General features: G+C 58.2%; 18 protein-coding genes. 13 read left to right on the top strand and 5 right to left on the bottom strand.

The window, feature by feature from the left end:
- Positions 1 to 38: 38 nt before the first annotated feature.
- Positions 39 to 1841, bottom strand: a complete 1803-nt coding sequence (locus tag KF757_10380) for an EAL domain-containing protein (protein ID MBX3323386.1) — start codon at positions 1839 to 1841, stop codon at positions 39 to 41.
- Between the two features lie 197 nt (positions 1842 to 2038).
- Positions 2039 to 2431, bottom strand: coding sequence for an NADH-quinone oxidoreductase subunit A (locus KF757_10385; GenBank protein ID MBX3323387.1), 393 nt, complete (start codon positions 2429 to 2431; stop codon positions 2039 to 2041).
- 401 nt (positions 2432 to 2832) lie between these two features.
- On the opposite strand from KF757_10385, the gene groL (KF757_10390) reads away from it, so the two are divergent.
- The 8 genes from groL (KF757_10390) to fsa all read left to right on the top strand — a co-directional run bounded on the left by groL (KF757_10390) (position 2833) and on the right by fsa (position 10084).
- On the top strand, positions 2833 to 4578 hold the full coding sequence (groL, locus tag KF757_10390; GenBank protein ID MBX3323388.1) for a chaperonin GroEL: 1746 nt from the start codon (positions 2833 to 2835) through the stop codon (positions 4576 to 4578).
- 109 nt (positions 4579 to 4687) lie between these two features.
- Entirely contained in the window at positions 4688 to 4975 is a 288-nt protein-coding gene (locus tag KF757_10395) for a co-chaperone GroES (protein MBX3323389.1), read from the top strand.
- Positions 4976 to 5070: 95 nt separating this feature from the next.
- Positions 5071 to 6684, top strand: a complete 1614-nt coding sequence (gene groL, locus KF757_10400; protein ID MBX3323390.1) for a chaperonin GroEL — start codon at positions 5071 to 5073, stop codon at positions 6682 to 6684.
- A gap of 131 nt (positions 6685 to 6815) precedes the next feature.
- Complete coding sequence (dnaJ, locus tag KF757_10405; GenBank protein MBX3323391.1) at positions 6816 to 7958, top strand: molecular chaperone DnaJ; 1143 nt, start codon at positions 6816 to 6818, stop codon at positions 7956 to 7958.
- Positions 7959 to 7999: 41 nt separating this feature from the next.
- Positions 8000 to 8623 (top strand): nucleotide exchange factor GrpE, encoded by a 624-nt coding sequence (locus KF757_10410; protein ID MBX3323392.1) that lies wholly within the window; start codon positions 8000 to 8002, stop codon positions 8621 to 8623.
- A 3-nt stretch (positions 8624 to 8626) separates the two neighbouring features.
- Entirely contained in the window at positions 8627 to 8995 is a 369-nt protein-coding gene (locus KF757_10415; protein ID MBX3323393.1) for a zinc ribbon domain-containing protein, read from the top strand.
- 21 nt (positions 8996 to 9016) lie between these two features.
- On the top strand, positions 9017 to 9427 hold the full coding sequence (gene acpS, locus KF757_10420; GenBank protein MBX3323394.1) for a holo-ACP synthase: 411 nt from the start codon (positions 9017 to 9019) through the stop codon (positions 9425 to 9427).
- A 12-nt stretch (positions 9428 to 9439) separates the two neighbouring features.
- Positions 9440 to 10084, top strand: coding sequence for a fructose-6-phosphate aldolase (gene fsa / locus KF757_10425; GenBank protein MBX3323395.1), 645 nt, complete (start codon positions 9440 to 9442; stop codon positions 10082 to 10084).
- Between the two features lie 33 nt (positions 10085 to 10117).
- On the opposite strand, the gene speB is transcribed toward fsa, so the two are convergent.
- The gene (gene speB, locus KF757_10430) at positions 10118 to 11170 is read right to left on the bottom strand and encodes an agmatinase (GenBank protein ID MBX3323396.1); all 1053 of its coding nucleotides are present in this window, start codon (positions 11168 to 11170) and stop codon (positions 10118 to 10120) included.
- A gap of 36 nt (positions 11171 to 11206) precedes the next feature.
- Between speB and KF757_10435 the strand changes: the two genes are divergently transcribed.
- The 4 genes from KF757_10435 (at position 11207) to KF757_10450 (ending at position 15833) form a co-directional block, all read left to right on the top strand.
- Positions 11207 to 12463 carry a hypothetical protein gene (locus tag KF757_10435; GenBank protein ID MBX3323397.1) on the top strand — a complete coding sequence of 419 codons (1257 nt, stop codon included), beginning with the start codon at positions 11207 to 11209 and terminating at the stop codon, positions 12461 to 12463.
- The gene (locus KF757_10440; protein ID MBX3323398.1) at positions 12450 to 13217 is read left to right on the top strand and encodes a hypothetical protein; all 768 of its coding nucleotides are present in this window, start codon (positions 12450 to 12452) and stop codon (positions 13215 to 13217) included. Before KF757_10435 ends, KF757_10440 begins: the two co-directional genes overlap by 14 nt.
- Before the next feature lie 112 nt (positions 13218 to 13329).
- On the top strand, positions 13330 to 14463 hold the full coding sequence (locus tag KF757_10445; protein MBX3323399.1) for an aminotransferase class I/II-fold pyridoxal phosphate-dependent enzyme: 1134 nt from the start codon (positions 13330 to 13332) through the stop codon (positions 14461 to 14463).
- Positions 14460 to 15833: a TIGR00366 family protein gene (locus KF757_10450; GenBank protein ID MBX3323400.1), complete on the top strand. Its 1374-nt coding sequence runs from the start codon at positions 14460 to 14462 to the stop codon at positions 15831 to 15833. Before KF757_10445 ends, KF757_10450 begins: the two co-directional genes overlap by 4 nt.
- A 25-nt stretch (positions 15834 to 15858) precedes the next feature.
- On the opposite strand, the gene KF757_10455 is transcribed toward KF757_10450, so the two are convergent.
- Entirely contained in the window at positions 15859 to 19071 is a 3213-nt protein-coding gene (locus KF757_10455) for a hypothetical protein (GenBank protein ID MBX3323401.1), read from the bottom strand.
- Positions 19072 to 19375: 304 nt separating this feature from the next.
- Here KF757_10455 and KF757_10460 point away from each other — a divergent pair, with 304 nt between their 5' ends.
- Positions 19376 to 20005, top strand: coding sequence for a hypothetical protein (locus KF757_10460; GenBank protein ID MBX3323402.1), 630 nt, complete (start codon positions 19376 to 19378; stop codon positions 20003 to 20005).
- A gap of 133 nt (positions 20006 to 20138) precedes the next feature.
- Here the strand turns inward: KF757_10460 and KF757_10465 are convergent, their stop codons facing one another.
- Positions 20139 to 22883, bottom strand: a complete 2745-nt coding sequence (locus tag KF757_10465; protein ID MBX3323403.1) for a zinc-dependent metalloprotease — start codon at positions 22881 to 22883, stop codon at positions 20139 to 20141.
- Positions 22884 to 23059: the final 176 nt, after the last annotated feature.

Genomic DNA, 23059 nt, shown 5'->3' on the forward strand with positions numbered 1-23059 from the left:
GAACTCGGCAGATGGGATTTGGGGGGCGTCGCCTCGCCTTACGCTGAGGCTTTGAGTGAACGCAGCACTTTCATGTGTGCGGCAGCGTTCGCGCGAATGTACTGCGAACTTCGGCCGCAAGAAGTGCCGCCGCCAGCGTACAACTGCGCCCTCAGTTCGGTGCGTGCGCGGTAAAGCTCGCTGACGTCTTTGCAGTAGGGAACCGCCGATTCGATAAGGATCAACCGTACTCCGGGAGTTTCATGGCTTGGCGTGCGATCGGATGGCTCGCTTTGCAACGGGTGCGGAACGATTCGTTCAAACTGCTGTATAAATTCCTCGATGCGATGGCGCATCCGATTGGATGGAGCCGACACGAGAAACTGGTCATCGCCCAGATGCCCGACAAATGCATCCGCAGCACTTTCGAGCAAAGTGGTTCGAATCTCAAGGACCAACTGCTGGATCACCTGATCGCCGAGTTCGTAGCCATATGTCTGGTTGAACTTGCTGAACTTGCGGAGATCAACGAATGTCACGTCATGCTCGAGGCCAGGCTCGGGCGATTCCAGCAGATCGCGCAGGTGCTGGTCCGTGCGCACGCGGCCGGGCAATCCGGTCAGTGGCGCGTGGCGGAACTGGATCGAACGGCAGGCACCGGCAGCAGCCTGCAGCAGATCGCCCATTGTCACGATACCGATCAGGTCTTCGCCATCGGCAACCACCAGCGGTGACGCAAGCGAGTGATCATCGCGAGCCGATGCGTGTTCGAGTGCCTCGACGAGACCCATGGTCGCATCCACGGTTGTCCGGCTGGAGCCGATCAGGAATGATATCGGAAGCGACGCTCGACCATCGCTTGCTGCCCGCAAGATCGCATCACGATCACACCACCCCGCGAATCGGGGGCCGTCGGTGATGATAATGCCAGGTTGGCGAAGATTCTGAAGCATGCTCGAAGCAACGGCGCTAACGCGTGTGGATGCATCGACCATCGGAGCAGAGCGTTTCAGAGTTCTTGCTGTGGCTCGATCAGGATTCTGAACTTGTCGCGGAGAGACCATGGCGGCCCGGTAGCGAATGTGTGCCCGCAGATCCTCGGAGATATCCTGATCCTTCTCTCCCGGGCGTGCGAGCAGGTAGCCCTGGGCGTAGTCGACGCCGAGATCAATCAGGGTGTTGAGCTCTTCGATGCGTTCGATGCCCTCTCCGATGATCTTGATCGAACTGAGCTTGCCGAAATGCACGAGGAAGCGGATCAGATGCTGCCGCACTTTATCTTCGTCCAGGTGATCGATCAGTTCGCGATCGAGTTTGAGCCAGCCAGGTCTGAGGCTCATGATGCGGTTCAGACCACTGGTGCCCGCGCCGACATCGTCGATGGCGATATGGAATCCCGACCCGCGAAGTGTCTCGATCGAACCGACGAGCCCGTCGAACTCATGGTCCTTGCAGCGCTCTGTGACTTCAATCACAATCCTTGTGGGACCGAGGCTCTGCTGGGATTGCAGTTCTTTGGTCAACTGCCGCGTGAAGAGGCGATTGGAGATCACCTCTGGAGAGCAGTTCATGAACAAAAGAGTGCCGGGCTTCCAGTGGCTCGCAGCCTCGATTGCGAGTTGGCGCGAGAGGCACTCCAGATCCCAGTTCAAGGGGTTCATCTCGGCAGCGGAGAACATCTCTTCTGCATTGGCAAAGCCCGACTCAGGCAATGGTCTCGTCAGAACTTCGTATCCACCGACCTGCCCTGAGCGCATATTCACGATTGGCTGGAACATGGTCCGGACCAGTCGCTGATCGATTGTGCGCGCAAGTTTGGCGTTGATTTCGGACCGCGGAGAAATTGGTTCTTGCGTGTTCATTGCTGCAGAGTGTGGCGATAAGCCATCGTTCTGCAACTGACATCGGTCGCACTATGTTTGCAATCCAGCGCACAAGCGCGGTGTAAGTAAAACAAGGCCTATTTCTGACCTTTTCAGGGCCTTTGCCGCAGAAGGGCACGCCCGATAGAGTGGCTTTCGACACCAATTGCGATTTATTGGAACTGGAAAGGTGGTAGTCAATCGAACCTGAATACACCCTTGCGAAAACCGTACAAATAGGCCACAACTGTGGTGAACAGGAAAAAGAGAATACGGACGAGCCAGATGAGGCTCTGGTCGCTGCCAGGCTGGAGGTTTGCGAACGTGGCTGCCCAAGGATACAGGAACACGACTTCAACGTCGAACACAAGGAAGACCATCGCGATGAGGTAAAAGCGCACGTTGAAGCGTTTGCGAGCGGTAGCCACGGGGGTCATGCCGCTTTCGTACGCGACCCCTTTGGTCTTGCCCTCGCGCTTAGGGCCGATGATGAGGGTGGCGACCACGTTGCCCACGCCAAAGGCAATTGCAGCCATGAGCATGAGAAAAATCGGGAGATACGCGGAAACATCGGTGGACGCGAGAAGCATGGGTAATTCGGTCTCCACTGGGGGTCGAATCATAGCAGGTTCATGTCGCCGTTGTGCGCGGCGGGTCGGAGCGTCGGGTACGACGGACTGTGGAGGCCGACGAGTGCCTCTACGAGATACGGGGGTAGCCTGAGTCGGACTGACCCTGCCAATTCGGCAGGCGCGTCAGCTCGGCACACCACGGCTGACAGGCCACATGCCACTCTTCTGTATGTGGAAATGGCTGTAAAAGGCTTTACAGCATAGTTTTGCAGTCTTTCGAGCACTTGGCACGACAGTTGCCTTATCACTTGTGTCGGGATATCGGTGCCTCCGTGAGGCATCGTCACCTTTGACAGAATCATTGGGCACTGAGAGGACGGGGCCCGATGCAGGACGTTTCAACAACGGAGCACAGAAGCATGGCTACCAAGGAACTGGTCTTTGATATCGAAGCACGTCAAGCCCTTCTCTCGGGCGTCGAAAAACTCGCCAAGGCGGTCAAGGCGACCTTGGGCCCACGCGGGCGCAATGCGGTCATCGACAAGTCGTGGGGCGGTCCGAGCGTGACCAAGGACGGCGTCACCGTCGCTGAGGAAATCGAACTGATCAACAAGGCAGAGAACATGGGAGCCTTGCTCGTCAAGGAAGCCGCGAGCAAGACATCGGACGTTGCGGGCGATGGCACGACGACGGCCACGGTGCTTGCCGAGGCCTTGTTCCGCGAAGGTCTGAGGCACATCGCTGCGGGCGTCGACGCCAACGCGCTGGTTCGCGGCCTGAAGAAGGCCGTCGAGGTCGCGACCAAGAGCATCGACGAAATGGCAACACCCATCAAGGGCAAGCAGGACATCGCGAATGTCGCCTCGATCAGTGCCAACAACGATCCCGAGATCGGCAAGATCATGGCAGACGCGTTCGAAAAGGTCGGCAAGGACGGCGTAATCACGGTCGAAGAAGGCAAGAGCCTGGAAACCGAAGTAACGGTCGTCGAGGGCATGCAGTTCGATCGCGGCTATCTGTCACCGAACTTCGTGACGAATGTCGATGACATGAAGGTCGAGTTTGACAAGTGCCTGGTGCTGGTGCATGAGGACAAGATCGACAATATTTCGAAACTTGTGCCTTTGCTCGAAAAAGTGATGCAGGCCAAGAAGCCTCTGGTCATTATCGCTGAGGACGTGACCGGCGAGGCGTTGAGCACACTGGTGATCAACAAGCTGCGTGGCACACTTCAGGTCTGTGCTGTCAAGGCTCCGGGGTATGGCGATCGTCGTAAGGCAATGCTTCAGGACCTCGCGGTGCTGACGGGCGGCAAGGCATTCATGAAGGATCTGGGCGTCGAGCTCGACAAGATCGACTTGGCGGAGCTTGGTCTGGCCAAGAAGATCGAGATTACGAGCGACACGACGACCGTGATCGAGGGTGCGGGCGCGACCAAGGACATTCAGGCCCGGATCGGCCAGATCCGCAACGAGATCGAGAACGCCTCAAGCGACTACGACCGCGAGAAACTGCAGGAACGCCTCGCGAAGCTCGCGGGCGGCGTGGCGCAAATCAATGTTGGCGCTGCTTCGGAGGCTGAACTCAAGGAAAAGAAGGCTCGCGTCGAGGATGCCCTGCATGCGACGCGTGCTGCAGTGGCCGAGGGCATTGTGCCCGGTGGCGGCGTGTCATTCATTCGCGCACGCAAAGCGATCGAAGGCCTGAAAGAATGGAAAGCCGTTTTTGGCAAGGGTGATGTGTCCGCGAGCGAATTCGGACACGTCAAGTACGACTACGCAGCCGGGATGCAGGTTGTGCACAGTGCACTTCAAGTTCCGTTGCGGACCATCGCAGAAAATGCTGGCGCGAAGGGTACAGTCGTGGTGTCGAAGGTCGCGGAATCGACTGACGTGAATTTCGGCTACAACGCGCTGACGGATACATACGAGAACCTGCTCAAGTCGGGCGTGATTACCCCTGCCAAGGTTGATCGCTCAGCACTGCAGAATGCGGCAAGCGTGGCGACAATCCTTCTCGCAGCCGATTGCATCGTCACAGAAAAGCCGGAACCGAAGAGCGAGCACGCGGGGCATGACCACGGCCACGGCGGAGGCATGGGAGGTGGCATGGGCGGCATGCCGGGCATGGGTGGCATGGGTGGCATGGGCGGGATGGGGTTCTAGTCCCTCTGGCCAACAATCGGTCGTATAACAACGCATCAGCGTTTACAACATCGCACAACTGACCCTGACCACGAGTCACGGAGTCATGCAACACAACAGGAGATAGTCAATGGCAGTCAAACCACTTGAAGATCGTGTCCTTGTCAAGCCCATCGAACCCGAAACGAAGACAGCCAGCGGGCTTTATCTTCCCGAAGGCGCGAAGGAAAAGCCGATTCAGGGCGAAGTCATCGCGACCGGACCTGGCAAACTCCTCGAGAACGGCAAGCGGGCCGAGTTGAGCGTGCGCAAGGGTGACCGCGTCGTCTATGGCAAATACGCTGGGACTGAAGTCGAAATCAAGGGTACCAAGCACCTCATTCTGCGTGAGACGGAACTGCTCGGCGTTATCGAGTAAGACCAGTAGCACGGAACCGGGCAGCGATGAAGATGGATTGAGCTGCGAGCAAAGTCTCGACAGGCTCTCAGGCAGAACACAGAAGGAACAACGCGATGGCAAAGAAGCAGATCATGTTTGACGATGCGGCCCTGCTCGAAATGAAAAAGGGTGTGGATCGTCTTGCGGAAGCGGTCAAATGCACGATGGGCCCGAGTGGGCGGCATGTGGTGATCGAGAAGTCGTACGGCGGTCCTCATGTGACCAAGGACGGCGTGACGGTGGCGAAGGAAATCACGCTGCCTGAGCCGTTCGAGTCGATGGGTGCAAAGATGGTACACGAAGTCGCGAAGCGCACTGCCGACAACGCTGGAGACGGCACGACGGCGGCGACTGTCCTGGCACAGGCAATCTTCAACGAAGGTCTCAAGGCGGTGGCTTCGGGGTACAACCCGATTCATCTTCAGCGCGGGATCAACAAAGCGGCCGAAGCAGCAGCAGAGGCGATTGACGCAATGGCGATTCCGTGCAAGGGCAAAGCCGACTACAAGAAGGTTGCGACTGTCTCGGCCAATCACAACGCCGAGGTCGGGGAACTGATCGCCGAGGCGATAGCCAAAGTCGGGCCGGATGGTGTCGTTGAGGTCGAGGACGGCAAGAGTGCGGAGACGACGCTGGAGTATGTTGAGGGCATGCAGTTCGACAAGGGATATCTTTCGCCCTACTTCATGACAGACCCCAAGACGGGCGAGGCAGTGCTCGAAGACTGCTACCTGCTGATTCAGGAAAAGAAGATCAGCAGCCTGCCGGATCTCTTGCCGCTGCTCAACAAGATCGCGGGCACCGGAAAGCCACTGCTCATCATTGCCGAAGATGTCGAGAACGAGGCATTGGCAGCGTTGGTTGTCAATCGTCTTCGTGGCGTGCTCAAAGTTTGTGCGGTCAAGGCTCCTGGCTTTGGTGACCGTCGCAAGGCCATGCTTGGCGACATTGCGGTGCTGACCGCGGGAACATACTTTGCCGAGGATCTCGGGCGATCGCTCGAGTCTGTTGAACTCACGGAGCTTGGTCGCGCGAAGAAGATCGTCGTGACCAAGGATGACACTACGGTGATCGAAGGTGCTGGCAAGAAGAAGGACATCGATCAGCGTGCGGCGCAGATTCTTTCACAGCATGAAAAATCGACCAGTGACTACGACCGTGAGAAGCTGATGGAGCGTCACGCGAAGTTGACCGGTGGCGTTGCAATTCTGTCGGTCGGAGGCGCGACCGAGCAGGCGCAGAAAGCTCTCAAGGATCTGGTCGACGACGCGATGCACGCAACACGGGCTGCGGCCAAGAACGGGTATGTGCCGGGCGGCGGCGTGGCACTGTTGCGGACGATCGGCGCAATCGATAATGCGAAGAAGAAGGCCAAGGGCGACGAGAAGATTGGCTTTGACATCGTTGCCAAGGCGGTTGAGTTCCCGGCGTGGCAGATCGCTCAGAACGCCGGGTATGACGGCGATCTTGCTGTCGAAGCAATTCTCAGTGGCGAAGGGGGCTTCGGACTTGACGCTTCTTCAGGCGACTACATCGACCTGATCAAAGCAGGGATCATCGATCCGGCGCTGGTGGCCAAGAGTGCACTGGTCAATGCAGCGAGTGTTGCGGGTCTGATGCTGACGACCGATGTCATGGTGACGGATCTGAAAGAGGAAGCCAAGCCAGTTGTTGGCGCGGTGAGCTGAGTCGGAAGAGGAGAAGAGGCACCGAGGGCGATTGTTCGCGATCGCTCTCGGAAACCATGACTATGAGACAGCCCCTCGATGGGAAGCCGTCGCGGGGCTGATTCGCAAGCAAGCGCGACCATTGGAGCAGCATGCCTACCACGCGTGACTACTACGAAGTTCTCAGCGTCGAACGCACGACGGACGGCGAGGAGATCAAGCGCGCGTATCGGCGTTTGGCGATGAAATATCACCCGGACCGCAATCCGGGCGACGCCGAGGCCGAGGCAAAATTCAAGGAATGTGCCGAAGCGTATGAGGTGCTTTCTGACCCCGAACGCCGAGCGCGGTATGACCAGTTCGGGCACGAGGGGCTTCGCGGAGCGGGCGCGGCGGCGCATGACTTCAGCCGCATGAATGTCGAAGATATCTTCTCGATGTTTAACGACATCTTCGGCGGCGGCGGAGCACGCGGCGGAGGACGGCGAGTCGCTCGTGGATACGACCTGGAAACAGAAGTCTCGCTGAGCCTTACCGACGTACTCAATGGCTGCGAGCGCGAAGTCGAATTCACACGCATGGATGTGTGCGAAACCTGCGGGGGTGATGGTGCAAAGGTTGGCACAAAACCCAAGACGTGCGAGACATGTGGCGGACACGGCAAAGTTCAGCAAGCGGGCCTCGGCGGGATGTTCCGCATGGTTGTAGCGTGTCCGCATTGCCGCGGGCGCGGGACGGTCATTGAGGAAAAATGCGGCTCGTGCCGAGGCAAGGGGCGCGTGCCGAAAAAGCGCACGCTGAACGTCAAGATTCCTCGTGGGATTCATCACGGCCAGGCTGTGCGCGTGCAGGGCGAGGGCGAGCCACCTGCGACTGAAGCGTCGGTCAATGGCGACGGGATGCGTGGCGATCTGCATGTAGTCGTCAATGTCAAGTCACATGAATTGTTCGTGCGCGAGGGCGATCATCTGATGATGGAGATGCCGATCACCTTCACACAGGCTTCGCTCGGGGCCGAGGTGGAGGTGCCGACGCTCGATGGCTCGCAGACGTTTACGATACCGCGTGGTACACAGCACGGAGCGATCTTCCGGCTCGAAGGAAAGGGTTTGCCAGATCTTCGCAATGGTCGGCGGGGAGATCAGATCGTCGTCGCTCGGATAGAGATCCCCAAAAAACTGACTTCGACTCAGGAGAAACTGCTGCGAGACTTCGCAGCAACCGAGGACCATCGTGTGATGCCCGAGAGCCACGGCTTCTGGAAGCGGATGAAGGATCTTCTCGGCGGTTCTTGATCGATTTGAGCGACACATTACATTGTGGCGGAGTGCAAAGCATGACCCAAGATACGGAAAGCGACATGACAAGCGAGCAGGACGCACAACGCAATGACTTGGGCATGGTTGAGCAGGTACGAGAGGCCGTGCGCCGAGGTGACCTTGAGGTCCCGACTGGAGCCGAGGATATCGTGCTCGCGCTGCGTGCATCGATGGCCGAGTACGACGAATTGTTTGGGCGGTTTCAAAGGCTTGCAGCAGATTTTGCGAACTTTCAAAGGCGCGCTTCAACGAACGAACGTGAGGCCAGGTCGCAGGCAACCATTGGAGCGATTCGCAGTGTTATTCCAGTGATGGATCAGTTCGACCTGGCACTCGGGCAGGACTCATCGAAGAGCACTGCGGAGCAGATTGTCGGCGGAGTGCGCATGATTCGCGATGAACTGATGCGGGTTCTCGCGGGTTTTGGTGTAACAGCGATCGAGCCAAAACCCAATGACGAGTTTGATCCCGCGGCGCATGAGGCCATGCTCCAGCAAGCATCGCCAGAGGTTGATCCGGGGCGTGTCGTGCAGACCTTTGGAGTCGGATATCGCATGGGTGACCGCGTCATCCGACCGGCGAAAGTATCCGTTGCCGCCGTGCAGACCAGCCGAGAATCCGGCCAATCGGAAGGGGCGTGAGCAATGCCGACGTACGATTATAAGTGCAACTCGTGCAGCCACACGCTTGAGATTTTTCAGTCAATGTCAGAGAAGGCAAAACGCAAGTGCCCGAAGTGTGGCAAGAACACACTCGAACGCCTCATCGGGACTGGAGCCGCAGTGCTTTTCAAAGGATCCGGGTTCTATCAGACGGATTATCGTCCGGAGTCATACAAGAAGGCCGCAGCAGCCGATCAGGGTTCGACAAGCAATGATGCTTCTTCGGGCTCGAAGACGAGCGTGTCCGGTGGTGAGGCGTCTTCCGAATCAAAGGCGAAGGGCGAGCCTGTTTTGAAGCCTGCCAAGGAGCAGGCAAAGTCGACCAAAACGAACAAATCTGACAAGGACTAACTTGTGCAAGGCGGTCGAATCATGCAGCCAATCGCGCACGGCATCGACCTCGTCGAAGTCATTCGCATCGGCTCTATGATCGAATCGCACGGAGAGACTTTTCTGAAGCGCTGCTTCACGACGGATGAACGGGAGTACGCTGGCGATCGGCGGCGTCGAGATGAACATCTGGCTGCGCGATTTGCAGCCAAGGAGGCCGTACTCAAGGCTCTTGGAACGGGGCTCACCAACGGCATTCACTGGACGGATATCGAAGTCAGACGAGCCCCTGATGGTGCGCCCAGTCTGGCATTGAACGGGCGGGCGGCCGATGTTGCTCGGGGGCAGGGAATCGACGAGTGGCTGATCTCGCTTTCACACACAGACTCGCATGCGATAGCGTCGGTCATCGCACTCGGCAGGATCGGCGATGCTACCGTTGCCGAGCATTGAGAGGAACACCACATGGAATTGTACATCGACACTGCAAACCTCGATGAGATTCGTCAGGCGAGCGACCTCGGCGTGCTTGATGGCGTCACAACTAACCCGTCGCTGATTGCTAAGGAAGGTATCGACTACGGCAAACGGCTGGCTGAGATCTGCGCGATTGTCTCCGGGCCGGTTTCGGCCGAGGTAATTGCAGTTGATGCCGAAGGCATGATTCGCGAAGGGCGCGAGCGAGCGAAGATCGCGTCGAATATCGTTGTAAAACTGCCGAGTACAATTGACGGGCTCAAAGCGTGCAAAGCCTTGTCGAGTGACGGAATCCGCACCAACATGACGCTGGTCTTCCAGCCTTTGCAAGCGTGGATGGTCGCCAAGGCCGGGGCGTTTCTCGTAAGCCCATTCATCGGTCGCCTGGATGACATCGCGCACGACGGCATGGACGTCATCGCACAAATACGGCAGATTTACGACAACTATGGCTACGAAACAAAACTGCTCGCAGCGTCCATTCGTCATCCCAAGCACATGGTCGATTGTGCGATAGCCGGCGCGGATGTGGCGACAGTGCCGTTCAGTGTCATTCGCCAGTGCATGCAGCACCCGCTGACCGATCTCGGGCTTGAGAAGTTCATCAAGGACTACCAGAAAGCATTTGGTTGAGTCCAAGGACTGGCTTAGGACTTGCAACTGGGATCACGCCCGCCCAGCGAGCGCACACATTTTGTAGAGCATTCTCGCACCGACATTCGCGTCCCATTCGGGCGCGTCTGCCGGACCCGGCGCGACTTCGACCAGATCGAATCCGACGACGTGCTTGCCAGAGTCCTTGAGTGCTTTCAGGAGCAGGATCGCCTGATCGAAACTGAGCCCGCCAGGGACCGGCGTGCCGGTGTGCGGGCATAGTTTCGGGTCGAGGCCATCGATGTCAAAGGTAACGTACACGCGTTCGGGTAGTGAGTTGATGACTTCACTCCAGAGGTTCGTCAGGCTGCGACCCGAGTCGAGGGCGTCCACGATATCCTCCCAGAACCAGGTGCGAACCCGATCGCCCGCAGCGACGGCATAGTCACGCTCAGGCTCGCAATAGTCGCGAATGCCGACTTGTGCGACTTTCACCACTCGCGGCTGGGTTTCGAGAACGTTGTAAAGTATGGAGGCGTGGGACCAGCGAAATCCTTCGAAGGCTTCGCGAAAATCCATGTGAGCGTCGATCTGAAGAAGGCCGATGTTCCCGAAATGTTCGTAACAGGCTTCGATGGCTCCGAGCGAGACCGAGTGTTCTCCGCCGATGATACCAGGCGTTTGCCCAGCAGCAAGAATGGCAAGCGATTCATGATGAACACGCTCGCGAAGCCGAAGTCCGATTGCGTCGATGGCGTCGAGGACAGCCCGGTCTGATTCCTCGGCTCCGCCCTTGGCAATCAGGGGTTCAGCCAGTGCACGGGCTTCACGTGACCAGGCTTGAATCGTTGCATCGTGTGGTGCCATCCAGATGCCTCGCTCGTAGATGCGGCCGAAGCGGTGGTCGTAAAGATCGACTTGCGCCGAGGCGGTGCGAATGGCTTCGGGACCGTGACTCGTGCCCGGACGGTACGATGTCGTAGCGTCGAATGGAATTGGCAGGAGCACGACGGATGCCTGCTCTCGCGTGAATGGGAGCCCAAACACGGCGTCACCCGCCACAGCGGCTGCACTCGGGTCGAAATGCGAATGGTTAGTCGGCATGTCGCGAGGATAGGCGGGCACGCTGCCAATCGCTCCTATCGGGTGTAGGCTTGAGGCGTGAAGTACGTGATTCTCATTGTCGAAGGATCGGCAGAACCAGTGCCCGAAGATGCTTCGGTGTCCACTGCGCTCGAGGCGGCGGTGCTGCCGAATCTCGCTGCGTTGGCTCGCACGGGGCGAGTCGGGGCCGCGGCATTTATACCCGAGGGATGCACGCCGGACGAGGAAATCGCGATGGTGTCGGCCTTCGGAATTGAGCCTCTGGGTGCGGGCATTACGCGCGGCGTACTTGACGCAATATCGCAGGGAGTGGACATAGAGCCGGGCTCGGTTGTCGCGTCTGTTGAACTCATCACCGTGATCGATCGCGATGCAGAGGGCGCTGGCGAAATTCTTGAACCCGTCTCCATTCCTGAACGCGAAGCGGTGGGGCTGTTCGATGATCTGGCGGCGTTTTGGCGCGGGCGAGGACGCAATGTCGCAGTACATCACGTTGGTGGGCGGCGTGCGGTGCTGATCGAGTCAGTTGGGCACTCGTTTCGTGGCGTGCGGACCGAGGTTCCAGTGTTGGGAGAGGCATTTGATACACTCCTGCCGGCGGGTGGCATTCCCGGTGAGGCCGATGCACTCGCAGCCCTTGTACGCACCTCGCATGAGTTTCTCCGCGAGCATGAAATCAACCTGGCCAGAGTTGAGCAGGGACTGTTACCGGCAAATCTCGCGTGGGTCACACAGCCTTCTCCCCGCCCACATGTGCCAGGGTTCAAGGAACGTACTGGTCTGAGTGCGTGCGTTGTCGATCGTCGCGGGATCGCGATCGGACTGGCACGTTTGCTGGAGATTGAAGCGATTGTGGCCGTGGAAGTCACGCTCGGCGACTTGGCAAGGATTGCGATCGAAGCGATTGACACAAACGACGTTGTCATCGTGCGCATCACGAACACACCACTCGAGGCAGTTGATTCCGAGTTTGTCGGTCCTCTGCTCAATAGGTTGTTCAGTGAGGGAAACCCGGAAGTGCAGCCCGCAACCAGTGCTGCATCAAGCGGGTTTGCGTCCGGTTGGAGAATGCTCGTCATGCCGACACGGGTTGTCGACAAGAATGGAATGGAGCACAACGATCCCGTACCAATCATCATGGCAGGAGCATGGATTCGAGCAGCCGTGTTGCGACGGTGGACCGAACGCGATGCAGCTCAGAGCGACCTCTTCGTCAGGCATGGGCACGAGTTGATGGAGTACTTTCTTTTTGGCGGATTGACGCGGAGACCAACTCGATCGCGCAACCGGAGATTCAAAAATGAACAATCCTGAGAACGAAGCGACAGATCCGAAGAACTCGGAGCAGAAGCAGCATCCGGATGCGACGACCGACACGCCTTGGACCTATGAACTCGAACCCGCGGACTCAGCCGAAGAGAGTTCGAAACACTCTCCTTCGAGCGTGAGTCAGTCACCCTCGCCAACCGTACCTGCTGAGGACGAGAAGTTTCGAACGCCCGCATCAGTTGCCGAGGCTTCGACAGTGCCGTTCGTCGGGGGATTCGGCAAACTGCGCGCGACACTGTGGATGTTTGGCGCGGTGCTGCTTTTGGCGCTGGTAATCGCAGGGGTACGTGCGGGTGATGGCACGCTCACCGCACTGGCGGCGGCTCTCGTTAGAGTGGTGCTGACCGTCGCGGTCAGTGGCATGATTGGAACACTCGCCGCAATCGCTGCAGCCAGATGCCTCGGCACACGAGTCGCCGAGCCGGAATTGTTCGCCGTGCGCATGCTGACCGCCTCAGCAGCTTTCTCGTTGCTATACGAGACCGGAACACCGATTCCGTCTCGAGTTGACGATTGGTTACTCGGGGCTGCCGGGTTTACGGTCGTCGTCTGGTTTCTGTTCCGGCTGACCTTCAAACAGACGGGCCTGGTGCTCGTCTGGCATGCAGGCATGATGCTCGTCATCTGGCTTGCCGCGTGGCTGGCTGCTGCTGCACCTCGCGGGACCGATGCAGTTCCCAATCCACCCGTCCCGGAGTTCGTACCCAGTACCGAGCAACTCCCGCCGGGAGTGGGCTGACTTCTCTGGCCACAGCCCTCTCGACGTGACGGTTGCAGATGTGGTATCGTCCCATGCCATGAGTACGACAGCGACGCGCCTACGCCCGTTCGGTACCACGATCTTTGCAGAGATGACCTCGCTTGCTCAGCAGCACAGCGCGGTAAATCTTTCGCAAGGCTTTCCTGATTTTGATGGGCCGAAGGAAGTGCAAAACGCAGCGGCCCGTGCTATGGACTCGGGACACAACCAGTATGCGCCGATGCCCGGCGTGCCGGTGCTGCGCGAGGCTGTTGCAGAGTGGTGGAAGAACTCAACCGGTCTTGACGCCGATACTGCTCGCGAAATCACGATCACGAATGGCTGCACAGGCGCGCTCGCAGCAGCCATGCTTGGGCTGATCGAACCCGGTGATGCCGTCGTTGTCTTCGAGCCTTTCTACGATGCATACTTGCCCGATCTCGCCATGGCCGAAGCGGACGTTCTGCCAGTTTCGCTTCAACCGGTAGATGGCAGATTTGTGTTCGATGAACATGATCTGCGAGCAGCGTTTGCGAACAAGCCACGAGCCGTACTCCTCAACACACCACACAACCCGACTGGCAAAGTGTTCTCACTTGACGAGTTGCAACTGATTGCGAGCTTGTGTGTCGAGCACAACGTTATCGCAATCACCGATGAGGTGTATGAAACGCTGACGTACGAAACCGACCGGCCACACTGTTCGCTCGCGATGCTGCCCGGCATGCGTGAGCGCACTCTCACACTTTCGAGTATAGGAAAAACCTTCAGCCTGACTGGTTGGAAGATCGGATGGGCGATTGGACCCGAGGACCTGACCCGGGCGCTGCGTTCGGCGCATCAGTTCCTGGCCTATGCAGTATCAACGCCTCTTCAGCACGGAGCCGCACATGCGTTGCGACATGAGCGAGCGTACATCGAAATGCTGCGGGCGCAATACACAACGGCTCGTAGTTTCATGCTTAACGTACTTGCTGATGTCGGCTTCGATCCGATTGCTCCCGAAGGGACCTACTTCATCATCGCTGACCATTCGAGGCTGAGCACTCGACTGGGCCTCGAGGACGATGTCGCATTGTGCCGATTTCTGACGCGAGATATTGGTGTGGCAGCTATTCCACCCAGTGCATTTTATCGCGATGGTGCTGGCGGTAAAACACTCGTCCGATTCGCGTTCTGCAAGACACAGGCCACACTCCAAGAAGCGGCCAAACGATTGGCGGCATTGCGGAGGTTGCATCCGTGATCGCTGCGCTCGGCTTGCGCCTCAGTGGGTTCTTTCAGCGAACAGCTCCAGATCCGTTCGTGCTCGCGATTCTCCTCACCGCAACGACGTTCATTCTCGCACTGACTCTCCCCGCATCACCTCTCGGCGCGCTCGATCTCGTCGATATCTGGGCGGACGGTGTGTGGTCATTGCTTGCCTTTGGCATGCAGATGTGCCTTGTACTCGTCACCGGGCATGCGGTTGCCAGCAGCCCTCCTGTCGCAGCGATCATTCGGAGAGCTGCACGCGTGCCTCGTACCGGTGGGCAAGCCGTTGTACTCGTAGCGTTCACCTCGGCGATACTCGGCGTACTCAACTGGGGTCTTGGACTCATCGCGGGAGCGGTACTGGCCAATCAAGTCGGGAGTGCCTTGCGCAATCGCGGCGTTGCGGTACACATGCCCCTCCTCGCTGCCGCTGGATATCTCGGCATGCTCGTCTGGCATGGTGGATTCTCAGGCTCGGCACCGCTCAAGATGACCACCGCGTCCGACATCACAGAAGTTTTCGGCTCGCAATCGCGCGTTCTGCCACTCGCGCTCAATGAGACCATTCTCAGCCCGATGAATCTCTTCGTGACCGGGGGCTTGGTCGTTCTGATGCCTCTGCTGTTGGGTGCACTGAGTCCGAAGCAAGGGTTGAATCTCGCACCGCAGTCTGAGATTCCATCTCCAAAACCTGCGCTCCGTATTCACAAGCCCTTCTTGCCGCGCATACTCGAAGACACGCCCATCATGACGCTCGTGCTTGTTGCGCTGATCGGCACATGGGCGTGGCGGTTCTACTTCCCTTCCGATCTGAGCCAGTCTGGCATCACTCGTCTCAACCCCAACATCGTGAATCTGTCAATGTTGCTCATCGGACTCGCCTTGCACGGCACTCCGAGCCGATATGTTGCAGCCATCGACGAAGCTGCACGAGCTTGTGGTGCAATCATCCTTCAGTTTCCGCTGTACGCGGGCATCATGGTGCTGATGAAGTCGAGTGGATTGACCGCCATGCTCACGTCGTCGCTGTCCGCAAGCAGTGAGGGCGGGCTGGTTGTTCTGACCTTTGTCTCAGCTGGCGTGGTCAACCTCTTCGTGCCCTCGGGCGGTGGGCAATGGGCGATTCAGGGACCAATAGCACTCGAAGCAGCACTCAACGCTGGCGTCGCGCCCGAGCAACTCGGCAAGATGGTCATGGCCATTGCCTATGGCGACCAACTCACCAACATGCTCCAGCCTTTCTGGGCCTTGCCGCTCCTCGCAATCACAGGCGTCAAGGCACGAGACATCGTTGGCTACACCGCCATTGTCATGATCGCAGCCGCACTCTGGATCACATTGGGTCTAATTCTTTTTTCGTGATCCGTTGAATCAGTTTCGAGCAGAATCAAGGGCAGCCGATACTGAAAGCATTCAGGAATGCCTGTACGTCAAAGAAGTCCCAGATTCCATCCCCGTTGTAGTCCCCGATCTTTTCCTGAGCCGAAAATGCGGCAAGGAAGAACTGAACATCGAAGAAGTCGATCACGCCATCGAGATTCAGGTCCGGGCCGCAGGTGATGTGCAGCCGGCGCGTCGTGGGAGTCGAACTGATCCTGTAGACCAGGCCACCCGTCAGTGGCGGAGCATCAATCGCGTCGAAGTTCCCCGACACAGCGCCAACATTGATGAACGTGAAGGCATGATTCTTCACCGGCGTATATCCCGAAACGAAACTGACCCGCAGTGTCCCACCCACCTGAACCGTTCCGGTTCCATTCAGGCGATCGTGAGATCCAGTTGAAGCGATCTCAAGGTCGAAGATGCTGCTCGGCATAAGGTTCAGATTCGCCGCATGATCCATGGTTCCCACTCCGCCGAGGCCTGGAGCAAGAATACCTTCGAGGTTGATCGTGCCTTCCGAAATCTGTCCTCGACCAATGACGGTCTGATCTGGCCCGATGGTGCCAGTGCCGGTGCTGAGCAACTGCGCATCGGCAGTGAACCCCTGAAGCCAGATAGTACCGCTGCCACCGATCGTTGCACCGTCTTCGATCGTGACGTGAGCGTCATTCGCCGAACCGTTGTTGTTGACCATGATCAGTGCGTCATTGATGATGCCCGGTCCGGTGGCTCGCAAGTCTGCGCCGCCATTAAGGGTGACGGAACCAGAAAGCGTGAGATCCGAGAGATTGGCTGTCGCTCCACTGAACAGATTTACAACTCCTGCATTGACTGTGGCGAATGTGCCTCCTGTCACGCTCGCTGTGCCAGACGGGAAGCGGACTGCACCGCCATCAGCGAGCAAGATTCCGGTGGATGACTGAGTGAGTGTAATACCGTGCAGATCGAGAAAGCCGCTGTTGGTCGCCTGCATGGTCGCATGATTTGTCTTGTCGAGTCCGCGCAGCTGCATGATCCCGCCCGGCATGTTTGCACTGATCAAGCCATCATTGATGATCGCGCCGTTGACCTGCCCCCGCCCCCTGACGGCTTGCCCGCTCCCGAGCGTGAGCAACGCTCCTGGTTCGGTTTCAATCCGGCTGTCATCCGCATTGCCTTGGAGTTGGATACTCCCGACTCCACTGATCGTCGTGCTATTGATAGCCCGGATCACAGCATCTGTGGAAGACCCATTGTTGTTAACAACAATCTCAGCGTTATTGATGGTGCCAGCGCCAGCGAGTTCGAGCACTCCGCCGCCGTTGAAGTTCACCGCGCCCGAGACTTCAACCTCAGTCCAGGTAGAAGTCCCACCAGATTGAAACAAGACGCTCCCACCATTAGTCGCCGCGATAGTTCCGCCCACGATGCTTGTCGTGCCGGTCGGGAAAAGCAGTGTGCCCCCATCGAGTTCAATGGCTCCGAGGGTGTTGTCCAGCGACATGTTCTGAAGATTCAGAGTGCCCCCATTGGTTGCCCGCATCGTGCCGTTATTCGTCTTGTTCTCCGATCGAAACTCCATGCTGTTGCTGTTGAAATTCGCATGCAGAAGCCCGTTGTTGACGAGCGCAGCATTGATCTGCCCGCGCCCGATGACGGACTGATTGTTGCCGATGGTAAGCACGGCTCCCGGTTCGGTTTCAATTCGACTGTCGCCCGCAAAGCCTTGCAACGTGATGGAGCCGGTGCCATTGATCGTTGCCGAAACCATGGCCCTCAACACTGCGTCTGATGCTGATCCGTTGTTATTGACGATGATGCTCGCGTTGTTGGTCAGCCCCGTTCCGAGCACATTGAGTTCTGCTCCACCATTCATGAACATGGAACCGGAAAGCGATACGTTCGTCCAGTTCGACGTCGCGCCGGACAGCATCGTCACACTGCCTCCATTGAGCGTCGAGATCGTGCCGCCAATGATGCTCGTCGTGCCGCTTGGGAAATGCACGGTTCCGCCATCGGCGATCATCTGGCCAGAGGAATTGTTGACAGTCATGCCTTGAATATTGAGAACGCCCCCGCTCGACGCCCGCATCGTGCCGTTGTTCGTCTTGTCCTGCGATCGGAACTCCATGCTGTTGTTCACGACATTCGCATGCAGCAGCCCGTTGTTGACAAGCGCAGCATTGATCTGCCCACGTCCGACGACCGACTGATTGCTGCCGATGGTGAGCACCGCACCAGGCTCGGTCTCGAGTCGACTATCAGCGGATGCGCCCTGGAGAACGATTGAGCCACCGCCGCTGATCTGGACACTGTTCATCGCTCGAATCACAGCATCCGTTGATGAACCGTTACTGTTAACCGTGATCGTCCCCGTGTTGGTGATCCCTGTGCCAAGCAACTGAACCTCGGCTCCACCCTGCAGATTGGTCGATCCTGCAATCGAAAGGTCCGTGAAGGAAGTCGTCGTGCTGGGCGGGAGGAGGATTGCTCCGCCATTGATCGCAGCGATCGAACCACCCGTCACTGAGCCCGTACCCGTGAACTGCACCGTCGCAGCATCTGCCTCGATGAGCCCGCCAGTGTTGTCGACGCCGATGCCGAAGAACGTCAGGACCGCGCCGCTTTGCGCACGCATGATGCCCGCATTCACCTTGTCATAGGTTCGCATGACAAGCAAATTTCCCCCCGACACATCCGCAGCGATCAATCCGTTCGCAGTATTGACCAACGCAGCATGGATCTCGCCTCGCCCGAGAATCGTCGATTCATTCGTGACGATCGCACCATTGCTCGACATGATTCTCGAGTCATCTCCCCCGCCGAGCATACGAATAGTGCCCGAGCCCACGATCGAAGTGGTGCTGGCGAAATCGAGTACGGAATCAGATGAAGTGCCATTGGAGTTCATGCGCACAGCACCATCGTTCTGAAAGATCCCGCCGGCGATCGAAAGCGTGCGCCCACCAACCATGTTCAGTGTTGCCTCTGGGTGGCTCAACACCAGGCCGCGGATCGTGGTCACAGCGGGCATGCCCAAGTCCAGCGTGACGGTATACGCACCGGGACCAACCGCAATAGTGGCAAGTTCAGTCGCAAGATCCGGGACATTCATCGGCGCCCAGTTGCTCGCCAGCGACCAGTTTCCGACTTGGGCCGAAGCCCATTCCGAGTCAGCCAAGGCTGAGGCTCCGACAGCAAGCCCGGCAGCGAACGCAACGACAAAACTCGACTTCATGACAGTGCCTCCCCAGAAAAGCAACATTTCTCCAAAGTACGATGGTCGCTGGCATTATGTCAGAATAATCCGGCACCGTCTACCCTAAAAGAGGGATATTCAACACTTCAGTCGAATTCAGCATCTCCCGATGTGCAGGACAGTAATCGCAATCCCATACTGATAAAAGCTTTACGTCCAAGAGTTAGTCAGAGTAAACGGCTGCCTTGCGCGTCCGATACCGCAAAAACTCCCTGCGACCACTCCTCGTGTTTCCTGAGAGCCAGTTTGAACCCCAAACCATTTCGCGACCGATAGACACCTCGTGTCCAGAACACTCCTCCTCATAGACGGCTCCATTGCGGGTCTCGTGGCACTTGCAGCCGAGAGTGACCGCACCGCGCGCGATACCGAACCATCTCTCGTCTGGGCTGCCGACCTGACATCGCACCTTGACCCGACAGAAGTCGAAGCCTGCCGAAAGGCTGTTTCTGTCCAAGCCGGGATTTATGGCTTTGAAATGGTCGTACACCCCATGCTCACTGCGTCGTCGCGTGCTTCTGACCAGAGTGCCGCATTGCTCCGGGTCGCGCACGAGGCCGCCCGACTGGGGTGTCGGCGTGTTGTCTGGTCAGTTCAATTTCCCTACATCGGGTCCGAACCAGATCTGGACATCATCGCGTCGACTGTTGACCGCGGGCTGCTCGTTTCGCGTTTGGCATCGCTCGATATTTGGGACCAGTCCGAACGGACCGTTCCCGAAGTCCGCATCGAAACGCCGTATGTCGATCTGAGTGACGATCAGCTGGCAGACCTGGCACTCGATCTCTCGGTGAGTATCGCAAGTGTGTGGTGGCTTAGTGCACAGACGCCTGGTGCAATGCACGCCCGAACCAGATGGCGCAGTTTGCTCCAGGATGTTGGCCTGCTCGCAGCGTCGCGTTCCGTGTCGTAGTTCAATCTTTGAGCGCAGGTTGAGTTCGAAGCAATTACACACTGACGAGGTGTGAGAGAGCGCAACATGAAAACGGGTCTGCCCCAATGTGGAGCAGACCCGCCAGCGTGTAACTCTGTCCCAATTCAGTCTCTCAATCGCGCCGGATGTAGGCTGCGTCGAGCGCACGCGTGATACGCTCGCGTGCGTCGGCGAGATGGGCTTGGCTGTAGGGGTCGAGCCCGTTCATGCCCAGCGACTTGTCAATCATCGCGCCGATATCGCGAAGTTCCTGCCTCGCGAGCGTTGTGACGGCATTGGCCGAGGCGTTTGGCCACGACGCTCCTGTAGAGAGCGCGATCATCCGGTCGAGGTGCGCCCTCTGGAGGTTCCGTTGCAGACTCGTGATCATCGGATCGCGTGCGGTGTAGGAAGTACGTGCCTCGCCGTTGCCACCTCCAGGCTTGAGGCTCTTCCACACGTGTCCGCGCACCTCCGCAAAGACTTCGGGGACTGTGAGAGCGTCTTGCCCGGTCGGCGTACGCATCTCGTTATCGAGAACGCGTCCGAGCGTCGATGGATTGAGGATCATGGTCATTGCGGAGCCTTGCACACCGAGCACCATGTCGTGCACAGGCACGTCAGCGCGTCGATCGCTGCCTGGGCCATCGAACCATTGAAGAGCACCGAGTTTGCTGAGAATCTCCGGGGTCAGGCCGAAGGACTTGTCCATGAAGGCATTTTCGGTGATAAACCGCAGCGCTCGCCGTTGGCGTTCGACATCCACCGGTCGCACAGGGTCGGCAGCCCCTTCGTCGCCCTTGTGATTGCGGTTGAAGTGCACGCCGCCAATCCAGCTTGACGCTACGCTCATCGCGCTGAGCTGCTTCTGAAGCAACGCGTTGAATCCTTCGCGAGCCTTAACCCACGACTGCCCGTCCTCAACCATCTTGTCGAGCAACTCGGACCGCACCTTGTGAACGAACCGCATCTCGGAATCCGCGAAATCCAGCGAGTTCTCGCCCAGATCCCACACCTTCGAGTGCGGGTCAGGGCCCGAAGAACCTTCGTCGGACTGGAACGCATGCTCAGGATGAGCGCATTGCTTCATCACTTCGTCGGGCTTGTCGGAGTATCCCCACGCAATGGCCCAGTGGTCGTATGGTCCGATGTCGATCGCAGAGTAGTCACCCTGAATCAAACCATCGCTCTCAACCGTGACATTCGTCGGAGCATAGTCCATCACGCTTGTCAGAATCGGCTTGGTGCCCTTGAACTCCGCTGAGTTCATTTCCGAAAACTGATACACGCTCGAACCCTTCCAGTTGTGCATCAGCCCCATCGTGTGCCCAACTTCATGCATGATCACATCGCGCAGCAGAGGCCCGATGAACGACTCGGGAAGTCCATCGAGCACGCTTTCCTTCTCATCGGCCTTGAGTTCGACCAGTCCGGTATTGATGGCCAGCCTCATCATCTCGACGTTGGTCGCCATCATCGGCGAACTCATGCACATGCCGGCAAACTGCGGGTCGCGCGGATCCCGCCACACGCCCGGAAGCATGGTCGGCGGCGCAAGCTCCGGGTCTGCTGTTCCTTCGCGAACCTTGCTCATGTATGCAAGCACCGCGGGACGATCTTCCGGATCGGCGATCAGGTAGCGAGGATCCCACTGCGGATTCTCAGCCAGCCAGTCCACTGTCTCAGGCAGCATATTGAGCATCGCAGCCGAGGCGAGCAGCGACGACTTATGCGCCTTAGCCCAGCCGGACAGGAATGCTTCGTCCATCACGATGTCGGCTTCGAAAATCTGACCCGTCTCGGGGTGCGCATGGCTCGGACCAATCGCGAACCCCATGTGTGAGTTCGTCCATCGCACGAAACTGTACCGCAGATCTTCCGGATCCTTGTCCATGTGCGCGCCGCTCTCAGCGTCCTGCTGGTACACCTCGATCGCGCCCAGAATCCCGGCTTGCTCGAACGCCTTGTTCCACGCCAGAATGCCATCGCGCACCCAACGGCGATACCGCACCGGTGTCGTGTGTTCGATGTAGTACACAATCGGCTGCTTCGGCGGACTCATCGACAGCTTCGGGTCCGCCTTCTCGACGTTCCACCGGGTGATGTATCGTTTGGTCTGCGATTCCCCATCGTTGCGACTGCGATCGGTGTGCGAGACATAGAAAAATCCCACACGACGATCGGCCTCGCGAGGCTTATAGCTCGCGTCCTTCCGAGGCATGCCGATCGAGTAGTGGATCTGCGCCAACTGTCCGTCGGCTTTGGGCATCTCGAAGGTCAGTTCCAGATTGTTCGGGAATGCCTTGACGCTCTTGACCTCAGCAAGGTTCAGCCTCGCGCCACGCGTGAACCCTCCGAAAAACGTGCTCGATTGATTCAGCAGCAGGTTATCCAGGTCGATCACCGGCCCGCCACCAGGGCCCATCGTCACAATCGGAACGCTCAGCAGCACGCGATCTGTATTCACACGCTGCGTTGCGACCTGCGACTGCCGATCGCCCGAAGCGCGATAGTCCAGATTCGGTTCGATCAGGGCGAGTTCGCGGCCGTAGCGCTTCCAATACACATATTTCGTCGGATTGCTCACCCGATTGTGCCAGACCGAGTAGACGCCCATTTGCGGGTCGCCACCCGCCACGGTCGCGACAACAAAGAATCGCTGCGACTCGAAGTTGCGCGGCAGTTCCGCCAGCAACTGCCCATCCTTGACGCGGTGATACACCGTGTACATCGACCCCGCACCGTCGATGGTCGAGACGACCTTGTCGTGGCCCTCACTCACCTTGTCGAACGGCGGGAAGTCCTGAGCCGATGCTGCCGTTCCGCAAGCCGCAACAATCGCCGCACACGCCAACACACGAAATCGCAACTGCTTCATCCGATTCTCCCTCAAATGATTCAAAGCCCGGCATTCGGGCCTCACGCTCGTTCATAACGCCTGCACCTAGAGCATAGAGATGCGCTCATCGATCGGTTCTTTCAATCATCTCCACTGACTCGATCTCATGCAAGCGGATTTCCATCATCGCGATTCTGATCGGACAGTGTACGGGG

Source organism: Phycisphaeraceae bacterium (genome assembly GCA_019636795.1).
In the GTDB taxonomy this organism is placed as follows: Bacteria; Planctomycetota; Phycisphaerae; order Phycisphaerales; family UBA1924; genus JAHBWW01.

Excerpts from the sequence above, each read along its gene's own strand:
- KF757_10415 (MBX3323393.1), top strand. The coding sequence starts at position 8,627 with ATGCCGACGTACGATTATAAGTGCAACTCGTGCAGCCACACGCTTGAG.
- groL (MBX3323388.1), top strand. The coding sequence starts at position 2,833 with ATGGCTACCAAGGAACTGGTCTTTGATATCGAAGCACGTCAAGCCCTT.
- fsa (MBX3323395.1), top strand. The coding sequence starts at position 9,440 with ATGGAATTGTACATCGACACTGCAAACCTCGATGAGATTCGTCAGGCG.
- groL (MBX3323390.1), top strand. The coding sequence starts at position 5,071 with ATGGCAAAGAAGCAGATCATGTTTGACGATGCGGCCCTGCTCGAAATG.
- acpS (MBX3323394.1), top strand. The coding sequence starts at position 9,017 with ATGCAGCCAATCGCGCACGGCATCGACCTCGTCGAAGTCATTCGCATC.
- KF757_10380 (MBX3323386.1), bottom strand. The coding sequence starts at position 1,841 with ATGAACACGCAAGAACCAATTTCTCCGCGGTCCGAAATCAACGCCAAA.
- dnaJ (MBX3323391.1), top strand. The coding sequence starts at position 6,816 with ATGCCTACCACGCGTGACTACTACGAAGTTCTCAGCGTCGAACGCACG.
- KF757_10455 (MBX3323401.1), bottom strand. The coding sequence starts at position 19,071 with ATGAAGTCGAGTTTTGTCGTTGCGTTCGCTGCCGGGCTTGCTGTCGGA.
- KF757_10445 (MBX3323399.1), top strand. The coding sequence starts at position 13,330 with ATGACCTCGCTTGCTCAGCAGCACAGCGCGGTAAATCTTTCGCAAGGC.
- KF757_10410 (MBX3323392.1), top strand. The coding sequence starts at position 8,000 with ATGACCCAAGATACGGAAAGCGACATGACAAGCGAGCAGGACGCACAA.
- KF757_10440 (MBX3323398.1), top strand. The coding sequence starts at position 12,450 with ATGAACAATCCTGAGAACGAAGCGACAGATCCGAAGAACTCGGAGCAG.
- KF757_10465 (MBX3323403.1), bottom strand. The coding sequence starts at position 22,883 with ATGAAGCAGTTGCGATTTCGTGTGTTGGCGTGTGCGGCGATTGTTGCG.
- KF757_10395 (MBX3323389.1), top strand. The coding sequence starts at position 4,688 with ATGGCAGTCAAACCACTTGAAGATCGTGTCCTTGTCAAGCCCATCGAA.
- KF757_10385 (MBX3323387.1), bottom strand. The coding sequence starts at position 2,431 with ATGCTTCTCGCGTCCACCGATGTTTCCGCGTATCTCCCGATTTTTCTC.